The organism is Stenotrophomonas sp. Pemsol (genome assembly GCF_003586545.1).
In the GTDB taxonomy this organism is placed as follows: domain Bacteria; phylum Pseudomonadota; class Gammaproteobacteria; order Xanthomonadales; family Xanthomonadaceae; genus Stenotrophomonas; species Stenotrophomonas sepilia.
Genome location: NZ_CP025780.1, coordinates 2,104,080 through 2,123,346, shown reverse-complemented (window position 1 = coordinate 2,123,346; position 19,267 = coordinate 2,104,080). Strand labels below are relative to the sequence as shown.

Genomic DNA, 19,267 nt, shown 5'->3' with positions numbered 1-19,267 from the left:
TACTGCATTCAACCCCGATCCATTCAATCGACTGGGTGAATTATCAGGTCGGAGACGAAAATCCAGAGGCTGTCCGGTATGTCGTTGTGGCAAGCAAGCCCCATATCCGTGATGCTTTCAGGAAACTGGACCAGCACCCTCATGCCACGTTGATGCCTGGTCATGGAAGTCTGGGATTCCTCAAGAACAATGGTCCCGTTGGTACCGATCAACCTCCAGTAGTCTTCGGAGGGCCGAACATCGTCAGGAGGGGATTTGCTCCCGAGAAAGGTCGCCAGCAGCACCTTCCGACCATTCATTCCGCTCAACGTGATTCCTTCTTCAGCAAAGACGATGTAGACATTATCCATTGGGATGACGGCGGCGCGCGGCGCCGCCGGATCCAGTGCCTAGCATCACGGCCGCAGCAGCACCTTGCCATTGCGTCCCGACCCAGCACCGGCCTTCGCTGCCTGGGCGATATCGTCCAGCGCGAAGATCTGCTCCACCGGCAAGGTCAGTTCGCCGCTGGCCGCGCGCTTGAGCAGCTCGCCGACCAGCCGGCGCTTGTCCTCCACCGCCATCGCCTGGCTGACCTTGCTGCCCCAGAAGCCCTTCACCGTGGCCTCCTTGTAGATCAGGCCGCCGGCTGGAATGTGCATCGGCTCGCCACTCATCACGCCGAACGACACCAGCGTGCCGTGGTGGCCGAGCAGGTCGACCAGGTCACCGCTGGCATCACCGCCGATGGAATCCACCGCGGCCGCGGCCTGTGCTTCGCCGGTCGCTTCACGCACGCGATCCTTCCAGCCGTCCACCGAGGTGTCGAATACATGATCGATGCCCAGCGCCTGCAACTGCGCTACGGCCGCGGCATTGCGCACCAGGTTGGCCACGTGCACGCCGCGCGCCTTTGCCAGCATCGCCAGCGACTTGCCGACCGCGCCGTTGGCGGTGTTCTGCACGATCCACTGGCCTGCTTGGACGTGCAGGAATTCCAGCAGCATCAGCGCGCTCAGCGGCATCGCGATCAACTGTGCGGCCATCTCGTCCGGGATCGCCTCCGGCATCGGAATCACCATGCGTGCCGGTGCGACGAAGGCCTCGGCCCAGGTGCCGTGCACCGAGGCGGCGGCCACCCGCTGGCCGATCTGCAGGCCGTCCACGCCATCGCCGAGTGCATCGACCACGCCCAGTGCTTCACTGCCACCGATCGCGGGCAATGTCGGCTTGTACCCGTAGAGGCCACGCACGGTCAGCAGGTCGTGGTTGTGGATCGAGGCCAGCACGGTGCGGATGCGCACCTCGCCGGGGCCGGGCTCGGGCAGGGCGGCATCGGCAATGGCGAGGACGTCGGCCGGGTTGCCGAAGGAGGAGTACTGGGCAGCGCGCATGGGGCGGTGTTCCGGGGAAAGTGGATGTTGTACCGAACTGGGGACGCAGGGCATGTCGACAAGGCGTCGCCGCTGCAACACGGCATCCTGCGACTGATCGTCGCGGCATGTCGTGATTACCGCATCTTGTGTTGACGGTGCGCGTCATCCCCACTATGTTGTGGCCGTCACTCCCGGTCAGCCGCCGCCGCCGGACATGTAGCAAACGTCCCGCGGCCCGCCCCTGAAGGCTTGCCGTGTCGACGCGGCCGCCATCGTGCGGACGCAGGTCGCCCCCCACGGCCCGGATACCGGCCGCAGGCGCAGGCAGATGCCGACGACCTACGTTCCCGCACCCTGGCAATCCACCCGTTCGCCCCGTGCGCCGGTATCGCGTCCAGGGCCGCCATGGCATCGACCGCCAATGCGCGTGCGAGCCTGGAGTTTCACCACCATGACCGACAGTACCTTCCGCGTGGCCGATCCGGCCGGCGCTGGCGACGCTTTGCGCGCTGGTGGCGAGCGCGTGCCGACCTGGATCACCAAGGAGGCCGGCAACCGCCGCCTGCCGTTCGACGCCGAGCGCCTGCAACGCAGCATCGACGCGGTGCATGCCGAGTTCCCGCAGCTGGATGTGAGCGACTACCGCCGCGTGGTGCAGGCGATGGTCGAGCGCAAGCCCAGTATCAGCGCCGACGACCTGGTCGATTTGCTGATCCGCGAGGCCGAATCGCGGGTGGACCTGGTCGCGCCCGAGTGGGAACAGTTCGCCGCGCGCATCTACCTGCGCCGCCTGTACAAGCGTGCCAGCCGCAACCGCTTCTACGATGTCAGCCTGAAGTACGGCTCCTACGTGGGCCTGCAGGAAAGCCTCGCCGATCGTGGTATCTACAGCAACGACATCCTGCGCTGCTATTCCAAGGAAGAGCTGCAGCAGGCCGGTGAGATGATCGATCCGGAACGCGACCGCCTGTTCGCCTACAACGGCCTGTACCTGCTGGCCACGCGCTATCTGGCCAGCGACCGCAGCCGCGAGGTCTATGAACTGCCGCAGGAGCGCTGGCTGACCATTGCGCTGTACCTGATGCAGGAGGAAAAGCCGCGCGAACGCCGCATGCAGCTGGTTGGCGAGGCGTACTGGGCGCTGTCCAACCTGTACATGACCGTGGCCACGCCGACGCTGGCAAATGCCGGCAAGGTGGGCGGCCAGCTGTCCAGCTGCTTCATCGACACGGTGGACGACAGCCTGCAGGGCATCTATGACTCCAACACCGATATCGCGCGCGTGTCCAAGCACGGCGGCGGCGTCGGTGCCTACCTGGGCTACGTGCGCAGCAGCGGCGCACCGATCCGTGGCGTGGCCAACTCCTCCGGCGGCGTGGTGCCGTGGATCAAGCAGCTCAACAACACGGCGGTGTCGGTTGATCAGCTTGGCCAGCGCAAGGGCGCAGTGGCGGTGTACCTGGACATCTGGCATCGCGACATCGAAGCCTTCATGGACCTGCGCCTCAACAACGGCGACCAGCGCCTGCGCGCGCACGATGTGTTCACCTCGGTGTGCGTACCCGACCTGTTCATGGAAGCGGTCGAGCGCCGCGCCGACTGGTACCTGTTCGACCCGCACGAGGTGAAGCAGGCCAAGGGCTGGTACCTGCAGGACTTCTACGATGAGAAGCGCGGTTCGGGCAGCTTCCGCGACCGCTATGCCGAGCTGGTGGCCGATGAGCGCATCAGCCGCCGAACGGTGAAGGCCATCGATCTGTTCAAGCGGATCATGCTCAGCCAGCTGGAAACCGGCAACCCGTTCCTGTTCTACCGCGACGAGGTCAATCGCAGGAACCCGAACAAGCACGCGGGCATGATCTATTCCAGCAACCTGTGCACCGAGATCCTGCAGAACATGAGCCCGACGCGGATGATCCAGGAGATCGTCAGCGGCGACCAGATCGTCACCACGCGCCGTGCCGGTGACTTCGTGGTCTGCAACCTCTCCTCGATCAACCTCGGCCGGGCGATCAGTGCACCTGATGACCTGCTGGCCACCGATGTGCTGGAGCGCCTGATCCCGATCCAGGTGCGCATGCTCGACAACGTGATCGACCTCAACGCGTTGCCGGTGCCGCAGGCCACGATCACCAACCGCAAGTACCGCGCCATCGGCCTGGGCACGTTCGGTTGGCACCACCTGCTGGCGCAGCAGGCGATCCAGTGGGAATCTCCGGATGCCGAAGTATTGGCCGACCATCTCTACGAACGCATCAACTTCCTGACCATCCAGGCCAGCGCGCAACTGGCGCAGGAGAAGGGCAGCTATCCGATGTTCGCCGGCAGCGATTGGCACAACGGACGCTATTTCAGTGACCGCGGCTACAGCGGCGCGGCCTGGGACAGCCTGGCCCGCGAGGTCGCCACGCATGGCCTGCGCAACGGCTGGTTGCTGGCCGTCGCGCCGAACATGAGCACCGCGCAGATTGCCGGTTCCACCGCATCGATCGACCCGATCTACAGCGCGTTCTACTACGAGGAGAAGAAGGACTTCCGGCGGCCGGTGGCAGCACCGGGACTGTCGCTGGAGACCTGGCCGTACTACGAGAAGGGCGCCTACAAGGTCGACCAGTTCGCCAGCGTGCGCCAGAACGCGCGCCGCCAGCGGCATGTCGACCAGTCGATCAGTTTCAACCTGTACGTGCCCAGCACCATCCGTGCGAGCACGCTGCTGGAGCTGCACCTGAGCGCCTGGCGCGAAGGCCTGAAGACCACCTATTACGTGCGCTCCAACGACATCGACATCAGCGAATGCGAGTGGTGCGCCAGCTGACCACCGGCGACCCACGGTAGTGCCGGCCGCTGGCCGGCAACACGATAGAAAGAGAACGAAGGCAGAAGCCCATGGCAACCCCCCTCGACCGCATCAAGATCCTCGAACCGCGCCATCCCAACCGCAGCACCGGCATCATCAACGGCCAGACCAGCGGCATCCTCAACTGGAACGATATCCCGTACCCGTCGTTCTATCGGGCCTACAAGGAGCTGTCGACCAACTTCTGGATTCCCGACGAGGTCGACATGAAGCTCGATGCCCGCCAGTACGGCGAGCTCAACGCACGTGAAAAGAACGCCTACGATTCGATCATCGGCCTGCTGGCCACGCTCGACTCACCGCAGACCCGTTTCATCTACAACGTCGCCGAGTACATCACCGACCCGGCCGCGCATGCCAATGCGGCGATCATCGGCCAGCAGGAAGTGATCCATAACGAGAGCTACAGCTACGTACTGGCCTCGATCACCGACCTGCCGAACCAGAACCGCATCTTCGAGATCGCCCGCACCCACCCGACCATCATCAAGCGCAATGCCCCGATCATGGGCGCGTATGACGACTTCATGCGCGAGAAGACCGCCGAGACCCTGCTCAAGTCGCTGATCCAGTCCTCGATCCTGGAAGGCATCAACTTCTATTCCGGTTTCGCCTACTTCTACAACATGGTGCGGCAGAACCGCATGAACGGCACCGGCAAGATCATCAGCTTCATCAATCGCGACGAGCTGGCGCATACCAAGTTCATCAGTGAGCTGATCCGCGCCATCATCGGCGAGAACCCGGAGCTGCAGACCAACGAGCTGACCGCCTATGTGCACCAGTCATTCGAACATGCCATCGAACTTGAGACGCAGTGGTCGTCAGAGGTGCTGGATGGCATCGATGGCATCGACGTGGACGAGATGGTGCGCTACGTGAAGTACCGCGCCAACAAGATGGCCGGCATGCTCGGCATCGAGCGCCTGTACAGCGACACCACCGACAACGTGATGCCTTGGATCAGGGCCTACGCCGACAACTTCACCGAGACCAAGACCGACTTCTTCGAGATGCGCAATGCAAGTTACAAGAAGACCAACGTCGACAACGGCTTCGACGACCTCTGAGCCCGGCACCGCGCTGAGCATCCTGATGGTGGTCGCCTCCTTGAGCGGCAACACCCGCGAGCTCGGCCGGCAGATCGCCGAGCGCTGCCGCGCCGCAGGTCATGCGGTGCACTGGCAGGAGGCCGACGACCTGCGGCAGGCGCCGCCGCTGGCTGCCGGCGAGGCCGACCTGGTGCTGCTGGGCTGCTGGACCGACAACGCCGGGCGCACGCCAGCGGAGATGAAGGCGTGGGTGGCTGGCATTGCCGAGCGCGGTCAGCAGCCACGCCAGCTGGCGGTGTTCGGCACCGGCGAAACGCAGTGGGGGCAGGAGTACTACTGTGGTGCCGTGCACCGGCTGATCCGCTATTTCCGCAGCGACTACCCGCCGCTGGAGATCGAACAGATGCCGCATGGCGAGCGTCATGCCGAAGCCATCGACGCCTGGACCGATGCGGTCCTGGCCCACTACTGGAGCAACCACGATGCAGATCATCGACGCCACCACGCCTGAGCAGTTCCAGCAGCTGCTGGCCGAGCACCCGCGGGTGCTGGTGGATTTCCACAAGGACCAGTGCCCCGGGTGCCGGATGCTGGAAGTGTCGCTGCACCGCGTGGCCAACAGCGTGGCGGGGCAGGGCACCACCTTGCTTCGCGTGCAGCTGGAAGTGCTGGGTGAGGCGTTCTTCAGGGAACTGGGGCTGCGGCAGACGCCGACGCTGTCCCTGTTCCGTGATGGTAACGAACGCACGCGCCTGGCCGGGTTCCAGTCGCCGCAGCAGATCGAAGCCGCGATCGCGCTGCATCTGTAGAGCCGAGCCATGCTCGGCTGCTCTCCGCGCGATGCGAGAAGCCATCCACGCATGGCGTGGATCTACCGGGGTAGGGTCCGTGGTTCGGCATCAGGCGCCGTTGAAGGTATCCACCAGCAGCTTCACGTTCAACACCACGATCACCAGCGCGATCACCCAGGCGATCGCGCCCAGCCAGCGCGGTGCCACCAGCGCCCCCATCGTCACCTTGTCGGTCACGATCCGCACCAGCGGGATGATCGCGAACGGCAGCTGCATTGACAGCACCACCTGGCTCAGCACCAGCAGCTTCACCGCGCCCTGGTCGCCAAACAGCAGGATCACCACCACCACCGGAATGATCGCCAGTGCGCGGGTGATCAGCCGTCGCAGCCACGGCGGCATTCGCAGGTGCAGGAAACCTTCCATCACGATCTGGCCGGCCAGCGTCGCGGTCACCGTCGAGTTCAGGCCGGAGGCCAGCAACGCGATCGCAAACAACGTCGCCGCCGCGCCCACGCCCAGCATCGGCGCCAGCAGCTGGTGCGCCTGCTCGATGTCTTCCACATCGAAACGGCCATTGGCATGGAACACCGCCGCCGCCAGGATCAGGATGCTGGCGTTGATGAACAGTGCCAGCGTCAGCGCGAGGGTGCTGTCGGTCACCGCCCAGCGCAGCGCGCTGCGACGGCCTTCATTGGTACGCGGGTAGGCGCGGGTCTGCACGATGGACGAATGCAGGTAGAGATTGTGCGGCATCACCGTGGCACCGATGATGCCGATCGCGATGTACAGCGCGTGCGGATCGGTCACCACCTGCGCGCGCGGAATGAAGCCGCCCAGCACCGCCATCACTGGCGGCGCAGCCATCGCGATCTGCACCATGAAGCAGGCGAAGATCACCATCAGCAGCGCGATCACGAAGGCTTCCAGCGCACGGAAGCCGCGGTTCATCAGCAGCAGGACCAGCAGCGTATCCAGCGCAGTGATCACCGCGCCCCACAGCAGTGGCAGGTCGAACAGCAGCTTCAGCGCGATCGCGGTGCCGATCACCTCGGCCAGGTCGCAGGCGATGATCGCCGCCTCGCACAGCGCCCACAGCGCCAGGTTCACCGGCTTGGGGTAGCGCGCGCGGCAGGCCTGCGCCAGGTCCATGCCGGTGGCGATGCCGAGCCGCGCCGACAGCGCCTGCAGGATCACCGCCATCAGGTTGGAAATGAGGATGACCGACAGCAGCAGGTAGCCGAAGCGCGAACCGCCGGCGAGGTCAGTGGCCCAGTTGCCAGGGTCCATGTAGCCGACCGAGATCATGTAGCCCGGGCCGAGGAAGGCCAGCAGGCGGAACCACCAGTGACCCTTGTCGGGTACCGCCACCGAGGCGTTGAGCGCGCCCAGGCTGGCCGGAGTGGAGGCCGAAGGATCGCGGGGCGCCAGGGTGTTCATGGGCCCGAATATAGCTCCTGCTATAGTCATTAGCAATGTGAAACAATCGTCTTTATCGCGTTACTGGTCCAGAATTCAGGTTCAACACTGGATCACCCCGGAAGGACAGGCGCAGGCGTGGGCAAGACCGACGATTCGACATCGCTGAAAAGCACCCCCTTGATCGAGGCCGAGCGCCAGGTCGAGAGCTTCCGGCAAGTGCGCGAGGCGCACCGGATGGAACTGGTGGAGGACTATGTCGAGCTGATTTCGGACCTGCTGGCCGATGGCGGCGAGGCCCGCCAGGTCGACATTGCCACGCGCCTGGGTGTGGCCCAGCCCACCGTGGCGAAGATGCTGCGGCGCCTGGCCCGTGACGGCTGGGTGGTGCAGCGGCCGTACCGCGGCGTGTTCCTGACCCCGGAAGGCGAGGCGCTGGCCCATGCCAGCCGCCAGCGGCACCAGACCGTGGAGCGTTTCCTGCTGGCGCTGGGCGTGGACGCAGACACCGCGCGGCGCGATGCGGAGGGCATCGAGCACCATGTCAGCGAACAGACGCTGGCGTTGTTCGAGGCATTCGTGCGCAGGGCCGAGGGCGGCTGAGCCACGTTTCCTGTAGAGCCGAGCCATGCTCGGCTGCTGTTCGCGCGATGACAGGGAGCATCCACGCATGGCGTGGATCTACAATCCAGGCGGGCAGCGCGCCTGCTGTTGCGCGCACGCGCGTTTCGTCCATTCCTTCAACACTGGCTGCAGGCCTTCATAGCGCCGGCCCTGCCATCCGTTGGCCAGCACCTTCCCATCCGCATCGATCAGCACCAGGTTCGGTGGTCCCAGCCCAGCCAGTGCCTGCAGTGCGGGCATGCGCGCGGCGCGGCGCGGGTCCAGTACCGGCCACGGCATGTCCTGCGCGTGCATGTAGCGCCGCAATGCAGCCTCGCTCTCATCCAGGCTGACGTACACCACTTCGGTATCGGCGCCGGTCTCGCGCAACGCGTCGCGCACACTGCGCAGCGTGGGTACGAAGGCATGGCACGGTGCACACCAGTCGGCGCCGAAGTACAGCGCCACCAGCTTCGGTGGCGGCGACCATTGCATGGGCCGCAGTGACCGCTGTTCTGGCCGCATCAACGAGGCGGCGACCTGCGCGTGCAGGTCTGCCGCCATCGCCGGTACGGCCAGCAGGAGCGCGCCGGTCAGCAACAGCGTCCGCAGTGCTTCAGAACGCATAGCGCAGGTTGACGTACCACGAACGCGCGAAGCGCGGCCCGTAGACATAGTCGCTGTCCCGCAGCGCGCCCACTTCGAGGTCCTTCTGGCGCTGGTCGAATACGTTCTTGACGCCCGCAGCTACCGACACTTCCTGCTGCGCCTGTGCGCCCAGATGCCGGTGCCAGCGCGCACCAAGGTCGGTGACCAGGAACGAACGTGTGCGGTGCAGCTCGCCCAGCCGGTTGTTCAGCACCGACATCGGCCCGGTATGGCGCAGCGCGACGAAGGTCTCCCACGGTTCGGCCGGAATCCAGCTGAGCTGTGCCAGGCCGGTCCAGCGCGGTGTCTTCAGGTAGTCGCGGCTTTCGATCACGGTGTCACCGCCGTCGCCGGTGTCATCGAAGATGCGCTGCGGTTCGCGGAAGCGTGAGCGGTACCACGAGGCACCGGCGGTCAGGCGCCACTGCGGCGACGGCTGCCAGCCGAGGTTGGTTTCCGCACCCAGCACGTTGGAGCCGGAGGCGTTGTAGCGCAGCTGGCTCAGCTGGCCGTCATCGCCGCGCTGGATCTCGCCCAGCGCGAAGGTGTCGCGGATGCGTGCATAGGAGGCGGTGGCATCCCAGCTCCACACCGGATTGGCCGGGTCCGAACGCCAGTCGAAGCCGAACAGGGTGGTCAACGCGCGTTCCTCTTTCAGACCGTCCGTGTTGCGCACGCGCACCTGTTCGCCGCCCAGCGTATCGACGTGCACATCCTCGACGAAGATCTCCGGGGCACGGAAGCCGGTGGCGATGCCGGCGCGCCACTTCAGGTTCGGGGTCGCCTGCCAGGCCAGCGCGATGCGTGGCGAGAACACTGCATTGTCCAGCTCCGAGCTCTTGTCGACGCGTGCACCCAGCACCAGGTCGACGTTGTCGCGCAGGCTCCACTCGTCCTGGATGAAGGCGCCCAGGTTGTGGAAGGTCGCATCCTCCAGTACCGCAAGACGCTGCCCGTCACCGGTACGGTTGTCGTCGCGCAGCGCCTCGTGCTTGTACTGCACACCGAAGGCCAGCGCATGCGCGCCCCGCCGCCAGTTCAACTGGCTGTCGATGTAGTGCAGCGGGTTGTGGGTGCGGCCGTACTGGCGCCACGAACGCGAGGCCGCGCTGCCGGCCACGTCGGGGTCCAGCTGCAACGGGTCATAGCCGGGTGCCGAGGGATCGGTGACCACGTCGCCCAGGCCGCCATAGAAGCTTTCGCGGTCGATGTCGGCGAAGGCGTAGGCCAGGCGGAAATCGACGTCGGCATTGATTTCCTGATCCCACGACACGCTGCCGCGGCGGTATTTCGTATCCAGCGATTCGGCGATGTTGGCCAGGTACTCTGGCTGGTCCAGGCGATTGCCGCCGCGGCGGGTTTCATCGGTCACCTGCAGGTCCAGGCGCAGCCGCGTGCCCGGCGTGGGCGCGTACCAGGCCTGCAGCCCGCCGACCTTGAGGTTCTTGCGGGTGATCTCGGTGTAGCCGTCACCGTTGTAGTCGATGCCACTGTTCCAGTTGCGCTGGGCAATCACCGACAGGCCGGCGTCTGCGTCCTTGGCGACCAGGTCCAGTCGAACGTCGGCGTTCTTCTGAGGTGTACCCTCCAGCACATCCACGCCGGCCTGCACATGGCCACCGCTGCGCGCCGGCAGCGGCGGAATCAGGTTGATCACACCGGCAACCGCGCCCGGTCCGTACAGCGCCGATCCACCGCCCTTGACCACTTCGATGCGGTCGACGAACCCGGCCGGGATCTGTTCCAGGCCGTACACGCTGCCCAGCGTGGACAGCAGCGGGATGCCATCGAACAGGAGCTGGTTGTAGGCGCCGGGCAGGCCCAGCAGCTGTACTTCGCTGGTGTTGCAGTTCTGGCAGTTGCTCTCCACGCGCAGGCCGTTGATCAGCTCGGCGGCGCGCGAGAAGTCGGTGGCCGCGCGCAGCGCGATGTCTTCCTTGCGCAGCACTTCCGTGCGGATCGGCACGTCCGACAGCAGGCGTTCACTGCGCGTGGCGGTGCTGACCTTGACCTGCACACGGTCCAGTTCGGTCGGTTTCGGAGTGTCAGCCAGTGCAGGCAGCGGCAGGGCCAGGGCAATGGCGGCGGCCAGCGGCAACCTTCGGAAGCGGTGGGGGATAGAGCACATGAGGGCGTCGTCCTTGGGGGAAGAAAGGCGGCGAGGGCGACCTGGCTGACATATGAAAGCAGCGGCTTATCAAGATAGCAAACGCTATATAAGGAAGCCGCAGTCATTCCGAGCGGAACGCCGACCGAGCCAGATCATGGTGGCGTTATAACATTACATTTGGCAGCCGCAACCCTGCCTGTGGTCATGCACGGAGGTTGGTGTTGCCGTGTGGGCAGTGAGGTTGGGGTCAGAGCCCTTTCCTTTGGAAAGGGATCCGACCCCAGGGCGCGATCGTCAGCCGCGGCGGAATGCGGCGGGCGTGCGGGCGCCGACGATGATCATGCGGATCATCGTGGAGATCTGTTCGACCAGCTCCGGATCCTTCTCCGGCGGCAGGTCCATGGCGGTGGCACCCATCGCGAACACCAGCCGGGTGATGGCCTTGGCCACCAGTTCGGGGGCATGCAGTACGGCGCCATCCAGTGCGGCCAGGCGCACCAGGTCGTGCTGCAGCTCTTCCTCGAAATAATGCAGCTCGCGTTCGACTGCGTGCTTGAAGTCGTCCGAGCCGACCGCGCCTTCGCGCAACAGCACGTGCAGCAGCTTGTCGTCGGCGCGCAGCTGTTCCATGAAGGTCTCCACCGAGACCCGCACCACGCTGGTGGCGGTGGAGGTGGCGCGCTGGCGGGCCTCGCCGATGATGGTGCGCAGCGAGCGGCCGGCTGCGTCGATCAGCGCTACGGCCAGTTCGTCCATGTCGCGGAACTGCCGGTAGAAGCTGTTCGGCGCGATGCCGGCCTCGCGTGCCACTTCGCGCAGGCTGAGCGTGGACAGGCTGCGGTGCGGCCCGATCAGCTTCAGGGCGGCGGCCAGCAGATCTTCGCGGCTCACCGTACGGCGGGCCGGGCTGGTGGCATCTTCGGGCGTCGACAAGACGGTGGCGGCGGCCATGACGGTTCCGGTGGGGCGAGGCTGAATCATACCCAATCCGGTTCAATATACACATGTATACACAGGTGTATGTGCGCCCGTATAGTGCGCCCATGAGCGCTGTCGTCCGTCCATCCCTGTTCTCTCCGTACCGCTGGGTCTCGCCGTCGCTGTTCGATTTCTGGGCGGGCCAGCTCAATCCCTTGTGGACCCTGCGCGAGCCGGTGGCCCGCCTGGTCCGGCGCGAGCCGGCCGGCGAGGGCGCGGCGACCCTGGTCCTGCGCACCAACCGGCACTGGGCCGGCATGCGCGCGGGCCAGCACGTCACCCTCGGCGTGGAGATTGAAGGACGCCTGTGGCAGCGCAGCTACAGCCCCACCGCGCTGGGACCACGCGAACTGGCGATCACCGTCAAGGCGGTCGACGGCGGCCGGGTCAGCCAGCATCTGGTCAACCACGCACAGCTGGGTGAGCTGTTCCGCCTGGAGGCTGCGTTCGGAGAATTCCAGTTGCCGGCCGCGGCTCCGGTATTGCTGCTGGCGGCCGGTAGTGGCATCACGCCGATGCGCAGCCTGCTGCGCGACGCCTGCCAGCGCCCGCTGGCCGCGCCGGTGGACCTGTTCTACTGGGAGCGCAGTGCCGCCCAGCTGCAGTTCCGTGATGAGCTGCAGGCGCTGGCCGCGCGCCAGCCGAACCTGCGTGTGCACCTGCTGACCACCCGCGAGGGTGATGTGCCTGCCGCACGCATCGATACTCACGATCTGCAGGTCGCCGGCGATGACACCCCGTTGGCGCAGCGCCACGTGCTGGCCTGTGGCCCGGATGGATTCGTTGCCGCTGCGCGCGAACGCCTGGCGCACCAGGTTGCGGGTTTCCAGGCGGAAGCGTTCACTCCGCCAGCGCCGTTGCGTGACGCCAGCAGCGAAGGCGAAGTGTCGCTGACCCTTGCCCGCAGTGGCCGCCAGCTGAGCGTGCCGCGCGGCCGCTCGTTGCTGGAAAGCCTCGAAGCCCATGGCATCAAGCCCAAGCATGGCTGCCGCATGGGCATCTGCAATACCTGCAGCTGTGACCGTGTCAGTGGCGCCACCCGCCACCTGCGCACCGGCGACCTGCAGTCCGAATCGGCACAGCCGGTGCGGATCTGCGTGAGCGCACCGACCACCGACCTGACCCTGGATCTCTGAGGACGCCTGCCATGACCCGCGCCACCGACCGTGCCCTGAGTACTGCCGAGATGCATGCCTTCGGCGAGGAACTCGACGCGATCCGCGACCGTGTGATCGGCAGCCTCGGCGCCTCCGATACCCGCTACATCCGCCGCGTGGCCGCCGCCGTGCGCTGGTTCGGCGTGGGTGGCCGTGGCCTGCTGTTCCTGGCAGCGTTTTCGCCGCTGTTCTGGATGCCGCTGCTGTGGCCGGCCGCGATCACCGGCACGCTGCTGCTGGCGCTGTCGAAGATCCTGGAGAACATGGAGCTGGGCCACAACGTGATGCACGGCCAGTTCGACTGGACCGGTGATCCCAAGCTCAATGGCAACACCTACGAGTGGGACATCGTTGCCACCGCCGACAACTGGCGCAAGACCCACAATTTCCGCCACCACACCTACACCAATGTGCGTGGCATGGACGATGACATCGGCTATGGCCTGCTGCGCATCTTCCCCGAACAGCGCTGGAAGCCGTTCTACCTGCTGCAGCCGATCATCGCGCCGATCTTCGCACTGCTGTTCCAGTGGGGTGTGGCCGCGCAGGACCTTCGCCTTGGCCGCTGGCTGAAGGGCCGCATGAGTGCCCGTGCGATGTGGCTGCAGACCCGCCCGGTGGCGCGCAAGATGCTGCGCCAGGTGCTGAAGGACTACGTGTTCTTCCCGCTGCTGGCGGGTCCGTTCTTCCTCACCGTGATGCTGGGCAACCTGGTCGCCAACGGCCTGCGCAACATCTGGACCTACGTGATCATCTTCTGCGGGCACTTCACCGCCGAATCGGAAACCTTCCCCAAGGAGTGCCTGCGCAATGAGTCGCGCGGCCACTGGTACCTGCGCCAGCTGCGCGGTTCGTCCAACATCAGCGGTGGGTTCCTGATCAACGTGCTGTCGGGCAACCTCAGCCACCAGATCGAGCACCATTTCTACCCGGATCTGCCGGCCAACCGCTATGCGGCCATCGCCAAGGAAGTGAAGGACATCTGCCGCCGCTACGGCCAGCACTACAACAACGGCTCGCTGCCGCGCCAGTTCGGCCAGGTGGTCTGGCGCATCCTGCGCCACGCATTCCCGAGTAAGCCGCGCCGCCTGCCGATGCCGGACATCATGTCCGCACCGGCATCGGCCAACGCGGGCTGATCGACTCAGCCCGCCTTCGCCAGGGCCGCCTGCTCGCGGTCCAGGCGTCGCAGGAACACCTGCATTTCCTTGCGTGCCTGCTGGTCGCCCTTGCTGCCGGCCACGCTCAAGCCGCGCTGCCACGCCTCACGGGCCGCCTGTGGCTGGCCACTGGCCAGCCAGGCTTTGCCCAGCAGCTTCCAGGCCGCCGAGTACTGCGGATCAAGCACCACGCAACGGCCCAGGTGGGTTGCCGCGCGTACCGGGTTGCCGGCATCCAGCCAGCCCTTGCCCAGGCCGAAGCGCAGCAGCGCGCCGTCCTTGCCGGCGGCAAGCATGCATTCCAGAGCTTCGATGTTCATCCGCGTACCTCCGCCAGCAGCTCGGCCGGGCCGGGCTGGAAGCGGCCGCGATGGAACAGCAGTGGCGCGCCGCCGTTCTCGTGCACTTCGATGATGCGGCCGGCCAGCAGCAGGTGATCGCCCACCGGCCACTGCGCGTGGCGGGTACAGGTGAGATGGGCGACCGCACCGGTGATGCGGGGTGGGGCGTCCTCGTCGTCATCCAGCAATGCCAGGCCGTCGAAGCGGTTGCGGACCTGCGGATCGGCGAAGCGCCGGGCCAGTGCTTCCTGGTCGGCCGCCAGCACGCTGAGCGCAAAGCGCGTGGCGCGCTGGAAGGTGGACAGGCTCTGTGCGTGCAACGCCAGGTTCCACAGCACCAACGGTGGCTGCAGTGAGACCGGTACGAACGAGTTGATGGTCAGGCCGACCGGCTTGCCCTGTGCATCGCGCGCGCAGACGATGGCCACGCCGGTCGGAAAATGGCCGAGCAGCCGCCGCAGGGCACGCGGCGGCATCTCGACCGATGGCACCGGGGCCGGGGCGGGGAACACCCCTGCCCACGGCCCGGCGTAGGGCAGTGTCTCGCCGCTCATGAGGCCCGGGCCTGGTGGTAGCGCCGGCCGACCTCGGCCCAGTTGATGATGTTGAAGAAGGCGCCGATGTAGTCCGGGCGGCGGTTCTGGTAGTGCAGGTAGTAGGCGTGTTCCCAGACATCCAGTGCGAGGATCGGGGTGTGGCCGGACAGGCCCACGGCTGCACCCATCAGCGGGCTGTCCTGGTTGGCGCTGCTTTCCACCTGCAGGCGACCATCGCGATCGCTGGTCAGCCAGGCCCAGCCACTGCCGAAGCGGGTCTGCGCGGCCTTGCTGAAGGCATCCTTGAAGGCATCGAAGCCGCCAAGGTCACGGTCGATGGCGGCGGCCAGTTCATCATCGGGTGCACCACCGGTGGGGTTGAGCACGGTCCAGAACAGGCTGTGGTTGGCGTGGCCGCCGCCGTTGTTGCGCACCGCGCCGCGCTGCGCCTCGGGCACGGCATCGAGGTTGGCGATCAGCGCCTCGACCGGTTGCTCGGCGATGCCGGCCTGCTCGATGGCGGCATTGAGGTTGTTGACGTAGGTCTGGTGGTGCTTGCTGTGGTGGATCTCCATCGTGCGCGCATCGAAGTGCGGCTCGAGGGCGTCGTAGGCGTAGGGGAGCGGGGGAAGCGAGTACGACATCGAAGCAATCTCCGTGGGGAAGGCCAGAGGGGCTGGCCGTGGGGAGATCGTTATCGCACCTCAACATTGGTTGAGGTCAAGGGGCGGGATTGAGGTGCGTGCGCGTTCATCGCTTTGATTCTTCCTGCAGGACAGCACGAGCGGAATGGTAGTGCCGGCCGCTGGCCGGCATGCCGGCAAGGTCGGGTTGCCGGCCAGCGGCCGGCACTACCAGAACCCGCTTTTCTAACCTCACCGGCGCGCTGAAGTGCTGCCCGCGCTCGCAGGAAACCGTCCGGTGGCGGGGGGAGGGGCTGGCCGGGACCGTTGGCGCCATGGATGGCGCCATCGAGCCCCCAAGGATGGGTTTGCGGCGTGTCCCGGCCAGCCCCTTCCCCCGCCACAACCGATATCAACAAAAGCGCCGGCAGACGAACCAGCCGCCCGCGTTTTCATCAACTCAACTCAACCAGTCCTTGCACGCGCCATCCACCTGTTCACCGCACGCCTGCTGCATCCTCTGCTGCAACCGCGCCAGCGTCTCGGCACCCTGGTGCTTCCCGCTCCACGCCTTCAGCTGCCCGGCCAGCCGCTCGAAACGCTGGCGGGTGCGCTGGTGGTAACCCGACGGCTGCGCCTCCAGTTCGGCGATCAGCGAGGCGGTGGCCTGCTCGATGCGCCGCGCGTCGTTCGGCGCCAGCTTCAGCAACCCTTCCACGTACAGCACGCCCCATTGCACGCGGGTGGCCGGGCCCTGCGCACCGTCGTAGGCACGCTTCAACCACTCCAGCGCACCGGCAGTGTCGCCGCGCTGCTCGGCCAGTTCGGCCAGCTCGGGCATGTAGTAGTAGGGCTGCTCGCTGCGCTTCAGCTCCGCCAGCAACAACGCCTCGGCACCGGCGTCGTCACCGACCTGGCGCAGTGCGTAGACCGCGCTGCTGATCGTGGCCTGGCGTGCATGCGCATCAGTGGCGGTGGCGTCGGCCGCGGCCACGCGCTGCTTGACCCGATCAACCAGCGGCGCGGGCAGTGCGCCCTTCGGCTGCTGCTGGCGGGCCAGCGATACTTCCGTCAGTGCGCGCGACAATGCGTCGTCGGCGCGGTCGCCGCGCTCGGCATCTGCGCGCTCCAGCGCGACCAGCAGCTGCTGCCCCAGCGTGTTGCGGGTGGCCGGGCCGGCGCTGGCCTGCTGGACCAACTGTGCGCCTGCATAGCCCAGCAACTCACGGTTGCGGCGGACTTCGGCCGGCTGCGCCAGCACGGCCTGCAGCAGCTCGCGTACTTCGGTAGGCGAGCTGGCGGGCGTGTCGGCGGTGGCCAAGGCCAGCAGGGCGAAGCGGCGTTGCAGCGCTGCGTCGGGTGCGGCCTTGGACAGCTGGCGCAGTACATCCTGGCCCCTGCGCCCGCCAGCCAGACGGTTGGCGTCGACTTCCCAGCCGTAGTCGCCCAGTACCTGCCAGTCTTCTGCAGCCAACTTCTCCGGCGTGGCCAGGGCGGTGGCCAGAGTGGCAGCGATTGCACTGCGGCGCCCGGCGGCGACGGTCAATGCCCGGGTCAGTTCGGCGGCGTCGTTGCCACCGGCCACGCGTGTAAGTTCATTGCGCTGTGGGTCCAGCACGATCAGGGTCGGGTAGCCGCGCACCCCGAAGCGTTCGCCCCAGGCCTGCGCACCTTCCTCGTCGCCATCCAGGTAGACCGGCACGAACTTGCCGGTCAAGGCGATGAAGGCCGGGTCCTTGAACAGGCCGGCCTTGAGCTGGTTGCACGGCGGGCACCAGGCCGCGCCCCAGTACAGCAGCACCGGCTTGCCGCTGTCTGCGGCTTCGGCGAAGGCATCATCGACGTCACCCTGGCGCCACGCGATTCCCTTGGCCGGCGCAGGTGCCTCGGCGGAGTTGGCGGTGGAAACCGGGGCCGGGGCGCAGGCACTCAGCGCCGAAGCCAGCAGCAACACGGAAAGCGCGACGCGCATCGGCGGCATCTTGAAGGGGGACAGTCCATTGTAGGAATGGCCGGGGAGTGTGCTGATTCAGTTTGCTTATATCGGCTGGGCAGCTGGGCATGACACCCGCTGCCTTCAGGCGGCCGCCCGCACCATCTGCTGGTAGACCAGGCCGTTGAACTCGCCGGCCTCACCGTCAACCACGAAGCCATAGCGCAGATAGGTCGGCACAGCATTGAGCGATGCGCGTACGGTCAGGACCGGCTCGCGTACCTGCGGCAGCACCGCCTCGAACAGTGCATGGCCGATGCCCTGTCCCTGGCAGCCGGGATCGACGAACAGCATCGCCAGGTGGCGGCCTTCCTTCAGCTCGACCACGCCGACGATACGGCCGTCCTGCTCGGCCACCAGGATATGGTTGTCGCCGTGCAGGCGTTCACCGAACGCATCGGCGGCGGCGACATTGCCGAACGTGGCGATGCCGGCTGCGCTGAGCGAGGGCGCCACCGCCGCAGTGAACGCGGCCAGGCACACCGCGCTGATCGCGGGCAGGTCATCGACGCGGGCAGGGCGGATGTTCGGCATGCAGTGTTCTTCCCGTGGCGGGCTGCGCGTCATCGCTGCCCCGTGCCTGCACGCTAAGCTGCAGGCATGAGTGATTTCAATCCCGCGTACGCTGCGTTGTTTCCAGGGCAGGGCTTGAGCCTGGGCCTGATGACGCCGGTGGCGTCGCAGGGGCTGGCCGATCCGCATCAGGCGCGGCGCATCGCGCGGTTGGCCGACGATCTTGGTTTCGCCGCGTTGTGGGCGCGCGACGTGCCGTTGATGGTGCCGCAGGGTCCGGACGCGACAGCAAGTGCGCTGGACGATCCGTTCCTGTGGCTGGGCATGCTGGCGGCCGCGACGGGGCACATCGTGATCGGCACCGCGGCCATCGTGCTGCCATTGCGCCAGCCGCTGCAGGTGGCGAAGTCGGCGTTGAGCCTGGACCGGATCAGCGGCGGACGCTTCGTACTGGGCCTGGGTTCGGGTGACCGCCCGGAAGAGTTCGCCGCATTCGGCGAGGATCTGGAGGGCAGGGCGGCGACCTTCCGTGAGCGTTGGACGTTGTTGCGGGCGGCGCTGTCACCGGCCGCCGATGAGCGCACCGCCGAATTGCAGGCCACTGGTGGCTTCGACGTGCTGCCAGCGCCGGCAACCCGCATTCCGATGCTGGTGGTGGGTACCGCGCGGCAGAGCCTGCAGTGGATAGCGCGTGAGGCCGAAGGCTGGGCCACCTATCACCGCGAAGAGGCCGCGCAGGAAGGGCGCATCGGCCTGTGGCAGCAGGCGCTGGCGCAGCGTGGCGGGCCAGGCAAGCCGTTCGTGCAGTCGATGCTGCTGGACCTGCAGGCAGATCCGCAGGCGCCGCCCGAGCCGCTGCCGCTGGGCCTGAAGGTCGGCCGCGATGGCCTGCGTGAGTATCTGCTGCGCGTGCATGCGCAGGGCGTGGCGCACGTGATGTTCAACCTGATCGATAACGGGCGGACGATGGATGACGTGCTGCGCGAGATCGGGGAGCAGGTTCTGCCGGATATGCCCGGGTAGGTGTCCACCTTGGTGGACACGCTCTCGCCGCTGCGCCCGCTGAACTGCTGAGTGTTTCCTGCAGTGGCCGAGGCAGAAGCAGTCGAGCACGGCTCGACTCTACATGCA

19 protein-coding genes are annotated in these 19,267 nt (G+C 66.5%); 8 read left to right on the top strand and 11 right to left on the bottom strand.

What is annotated here, in order from left to right; genetic code table 11:
- Positions 1-23: 23 nt before the first annotated feature.
- Both PEM_RS09910 and PEM_RS09905 read right to left on the bottom strand, forming a co-directional pair.
- Complete coding sequence (locus PEM_RS09910) at positions 24-350, bottom strand: hypothetical protein (protein WP_095377111.1); 327 nt, start codon at positions 348-350, stop codon at positions 24-26.
- 45 nt (positions 351-395) lie between these two features.
- On the bottom strand, positions 396-1,373 hold the full coding sequence (locus PEM_RS09905; protein ID WP_065179191.1) for a zinc-binding dehydrogenase: 978 nt from the start codon (positions 1,371-1,373) through the stop codon (positions 396-398).
- Positions 1,374-1,806: 433 nt separating this feature from the next.
- Here PEM_RS09905 and PEM_RS09900 point away from each other — a divergent pair, with 433 nt between their 5' ends.
- The 4 genes from PEM_RS09900 to PEM_RS09885 all read left to right on the top strand — a co-directional run bounded on the left by PEM_RS09900 (position 1,807) and on the right by PEM_RS09885 (position 6,073).
- Complete coding sequence (locus PEM_RS09900; protein ID WP_111128011.1) at positions 1,807-4,170, top strand: ribonucleoside-diphosphate reductase subunit alpha; 2,364 nt, start codon at positions 1,807-1,809, stop codon at positions 4,168-4,170.
- Positions 4,171-4,241: 71 nt separating this feature from the next.
- On the top strand, positions 4,242-5,282 hold the full coding sequence (locus PEM_RS09895) for a ribonucleotide-diphosphate reductase subunit beta (protein ID WP_111128003.1): 1,041 nt from the start codon (positions 4,242-4,244) through the stop codon (positions 5,280-5,282).
- 25 nt (positions 5,283-5,307) lie between these two features.
- Positions 5,308-5,775, top strand: coding sequence for a flavodoxin (locus tag PEM_RS09890; RefSeq protein ID WP_080375118.1), 468 nt, complete (start codon positions 5,308-5,310; stop codon positions 5,773-5,775).
- The gene (locus tag PEM_RS09885; protein ID WP_005416939.1) at positions 5,747-6,073 is read left to right on the top strand and encodes a thioredoxin family protein; all 327 of its coding nucleotides are present in this window, start codon (positions 5,747-5,749) and stop codon (positions 6,071-6,073) included. The genes PEM_RS09890 and PEM_RS09885 overlap by 29 nt, the downstream gene beginning before the upstream one ends.
- Before the next feature lie 90 nt (positions 6,074-6,163).
- On the opposite strand, the gene PEM_RS09880 is transcribed toward PEM_RS09885, so the two are convergent.
- On the bottom strand, positions 6,164-7,495 hold the full coding sequence (locus PEM_RS09880) for an Nramp family divalent metal transporter (RefSeq protein ID WP_111128004.1): 1,332 nt from the start codon (positions 7,493-7,495) through the stop codon (positions 6,164-6,166).
- A 117-nt stretch (positions 7,496-7,612) separates the two neighbouring features.
- Between PEM_RS09880 and mntR the strand changes: the two genes are divergently transcribed.
- Positions 7,613-8,077, top strand: a complete 465-nt coding sequence (gene mntR, locus PEM_RS09875; protein WP_005416934.1) for a manganese-binding transcriptional regulator MntR — start codon at positions 7,613-7,615, stop codon at positions 8,075-8,077.
- Positions 8,078-8,155: 78 nt separating this feature from the next.
- Here the strand turns inward: mntR and PEM_RS09870 are convergent, their stop codons facing one another.
- The 3 genes from PEM_RS09870 to fabR all read right to left on the bottom strand — a co-directional run bounded on the left by PEM_RS09870 (position 8,156) and on the right by fabR (position 11,786).
- On the bottom strand, positions 8,156-8,704 hold the full coding sequence (locus tag PEM_RS09870) for a thioredoxin-like domain-containing protein (protein ID WP_065179192.1): 549 nt from the start codon (positions 8,702-8,704) through the stop codon (positions 8,156-8,158).
- Positions 8,694-10,853 (bottom strand): TonB-dependent receptor, encoded by a 2,160-nt coding sequence (locus PEM_RS09865; RefSeq protein WP_111128006.1) that lies wholly within the window; start codon positions 10,851-10,853, stop codon positions 8,694-8,696. The genes PEM_RS09870 and PEM_RS09865 overlap by 11 nt, the downstream gene beginning before the upstream one ends.
- 276 nt (positions 10,854-11,129) lie before the next feature.
- Complete coding sequence (gene fabR / locus PEM_RS09860; protein WP_111128007.1) at positions 11,130-11,786, bottom strand: HTH-type transcriptional repressor FabR; 657 nt, start codon at positions 11,784-11,786, stop codon at positions 11,130-11,132.
- Positions 11,787-11,878: 92 nt separating this feature from the next.
- Between fabR and PEM_RS09855 the strand changes: the two genes are divergently transcribed.
- Positions 11,879-12,949: a ferredoxin reductase gene (locus PEM_RS09855; RefSeq protein ID WP_069138334.1), complete on the top strand. Its 1,071-nt coding sequence runs from the start codon at positions 11,879-11,881 to the stop codon at positions 12,947-12,949.
- Positions 12,950-12,960: 11 nt separating this feature from the next.
- A complete protein-coding gene (locus PEM_RS09850; protein ID WP_005416924.1) occupies positions 12,961-14,109 on the top strand; it encodes an acyl-CoA desaturase in 1,149 nt (382 codons plus the stop codon).
- A gap of 5 nt (positions 14,110-14,114) precedes the next feature.
- Here PEM_RS09850 and PEM_RS09845 read toward each other — a convergent pair whose 3' ends face one another.
- The 5 genes from PEM_RS09845 to PEM_RS09825 form a co-directional block, all read right to left on the bottom strand.
- Positions 14,115-14,450 carry a tetratricopeptide repeat protein gene (locus PEM_RS09845; protein WP_053498539.1) on the bottom strand — a complete coding sequence of 112 codons (336 nt, stop codon included), beginning with the start codon at positions 14,448-14,450 and terminating at the stop codon, positions 14,115-14,117.
- Positions 14,447-15,025 carry a flavin reductase family protein gene (locus PEM_RS09840; protein WP_053498541.1) on the bottom strand — a complete coding sequence of 193 codons (579 nt, stop codon included), beginning with the start codon at positions 15,023-15,025 and terminating at the stop codon, positions 14,447-14,449. The genes PEM_RS09845 and PEM_RS09840 overlap by 4 nt, the downstream gene beginning before the upstream one ends.
- A complete protein-coding gene (locus tag PEM_RS09835) occupies positions 15,022-15,651 on the bottom strand; it encodes a superoxide dismutase (RefSeq protein ID WP_111128010.1) in 630 nt (209 codons plus the stop codon). The genes PEM_RS09840 and PEM_RS09835 overlap by 4 nt, the downstream gene beginning before the upstream one ends.
- 439 nt (positions 15,652-16,090) lie before the next feature.
- Positions 16,091-17,611: a thioredoxin family protein gene (locus PEM_RS09830; protein ID WP_111129158.1), complete on the bottom strand. Its 1,521-nt coding sequence runs from the start codon at positions 17,609-17,611 to the stop codon at positions 16,091-16,093.
- Positions 17,612-17,707: 96 nt separating this feature from the next.
- Positions 17,708-18,157 carry a GNAT family N-acetyltransferase gene (locus PEM_RS09825; protein WP_111129166.1) on the bottom strand — a complete coding sequence of 150 codons (450 nt, stop codon included), beginning with the start codon at positions 18,155-18,157 and terminating at the stop codon, positions 17,708-17,710.
- 66 nt (positions 18,158-18,223) lie between these two features.
- Between PEM_RS09825 and PEM_RS09820 the strand changes: the two genes are divergently transcribed.
- A complete protein-coding gene (locus PEM_RS09820) occupies positions 18,224-19,159 on the top strand; it encodes a TIGR03571 family LLM class oxidoreductase (protein ID WP_111129156.1) in 936 nt (311 codons plus the stop codon).
- Positions 19,160-19,267: the final 108 nt, after the last annotated feature.

What these genes read in the sequence shown, in the direction of transcription:
- PEM_RS09910 (WP_095377111.1), bottom strand. Translation starts at nt 350, where the DNA reads ATGGATAATGTCTACATCGTCTTTGCTGAAGAAGGAATCACGTTGAGC.
- PEM_RS09855 (WP_069138334.1), top strand. Translation starts at nt 11,879, where the DNA reads ATGAGCGCTGTCGTCCGTCCATCCCTGTTCTCTCCGTACCGCTGGGTC.
- fabR (WP_111128007.1), bottom strand. Translation starts at nt 11,786, where the DNA reads ATGGCCGCCGCCACCGTCTTGTCGACGCCCGAAGATGCCACCAGCCCG.
- PEM_RS09870 (WP_065179192.1), bottom strand. Translation starts at nt 8,704, where the DNA reads ATGCGTTCTGAAGCACTGCGGACGCTGTTGCTGACCGGCGCGCTCCTG.
- PEM_RS09865 (WP_111128006.1), bottom strand. Translation starts at nt 10,853, where the DNA reads ATGTGCTCTATCCCCCACCGCTTCCGAAGGTTGCCGCTGGCCGCCGCC.
- PEM_RS09850 (WP_005416924.1), top strand. Translation starts at nt 12,961, where the DNA reads ATGACCCGCGCCACCGACCGTGCCCTGAGTACTGCCGAGATGCATGCC.
- PEM_RS09895 (WP_111128003.1), top strand. Translation starts at nt 4,242, where the DNA reads ATGGCAACCCCCCTCGACCGCATCAAGATCCTCGAACCGCGCCATCCC.
- PEM_RS09885 (WP_005416939.1), top strand. Translation starts at nt 5,747, where the DNA reads ATGCAGATCATCGACGCCACCACGCCTGAGCAGTTCCAGCAGCTGCTG.
- PEM_RS09830 (WP_111129158.1), bottom strand. Translation starts at nt 17,611, where the DNA reads ATGCCGCCGATGCGCGTCGCGCTTTCCGTGTTGCTGCTGGCTTCGGCG.
- PEM_RS09825 (WP_111129166.1), bottom strand. Translation starts at nt 18,157, where the DNA reads ATGCCGAACATCCGCCCTGCCCGCGTCGATGACCTGCCCGCGATCAGC.
- PEM_RS09890 (WP_080375118.1), top strand. Translation starts at nt 5,308, where the DNA reads ATGGTGGTCGCCTCCTTGAGCGGCAACACCCGCGAGCTCGGCCGGCAG.
- PEM_RS09900 (WP_111128011.1), top strand. Translation starts at nt 1,807, where the DNA reads ATGACCGACAGTACCTTCCGCGTGGCCGATCCGGCCGGCGCTGGCGAC.
- PEM_RS09835 (WP_111128010.1), bottom strand. Translation starts at nt 15,651, where the DNA reads ATGTCGTACTCGCTTCCCCCGCTCCCCTACGCCTACGACGCCCTCGAG.
- PEM_RS09840 (WP_053498541.1), bottom strand. Translation starts at nt 15,025, where the DNA reads ATGAGCGGCGAGACACTGCCCTACGCCGGGCCGTGGGCAGGGGTGTTC.
- PEM_RS09820 (WP_111129156.1), top strand. Translation starts at nt 18,224, where the DNA reads ATGAGTGATTTCAATCCCGCGTACGCTGCGTTGTTTCCAGGGCAGGGC.
- PEM_RS09880 (WP_111128004.1), bottom strand. Translation starts at nt 7,495, where the DNA reads ATGAACACCCTGGCGCCCCGCGATCCTTCGGCCTCCACTCCGGCCAGC.
- PEM_RS09905 (WP_065179191.1), bottom strand. Translation starts at nt 1,373, where the DNA reads ATGCGCGCTGCCCAGTACTCCTCCTTCGGCAACCCGGCCGACGTCCTC.
- PEM_RS09845 (WP_053498539.1), bottom strand. Translation starts at nt 14,450, where the DNA reads ATGAACATCGAAGCTCTGGAATGCATGCTTGCCGCCGGCAAGGACGGC.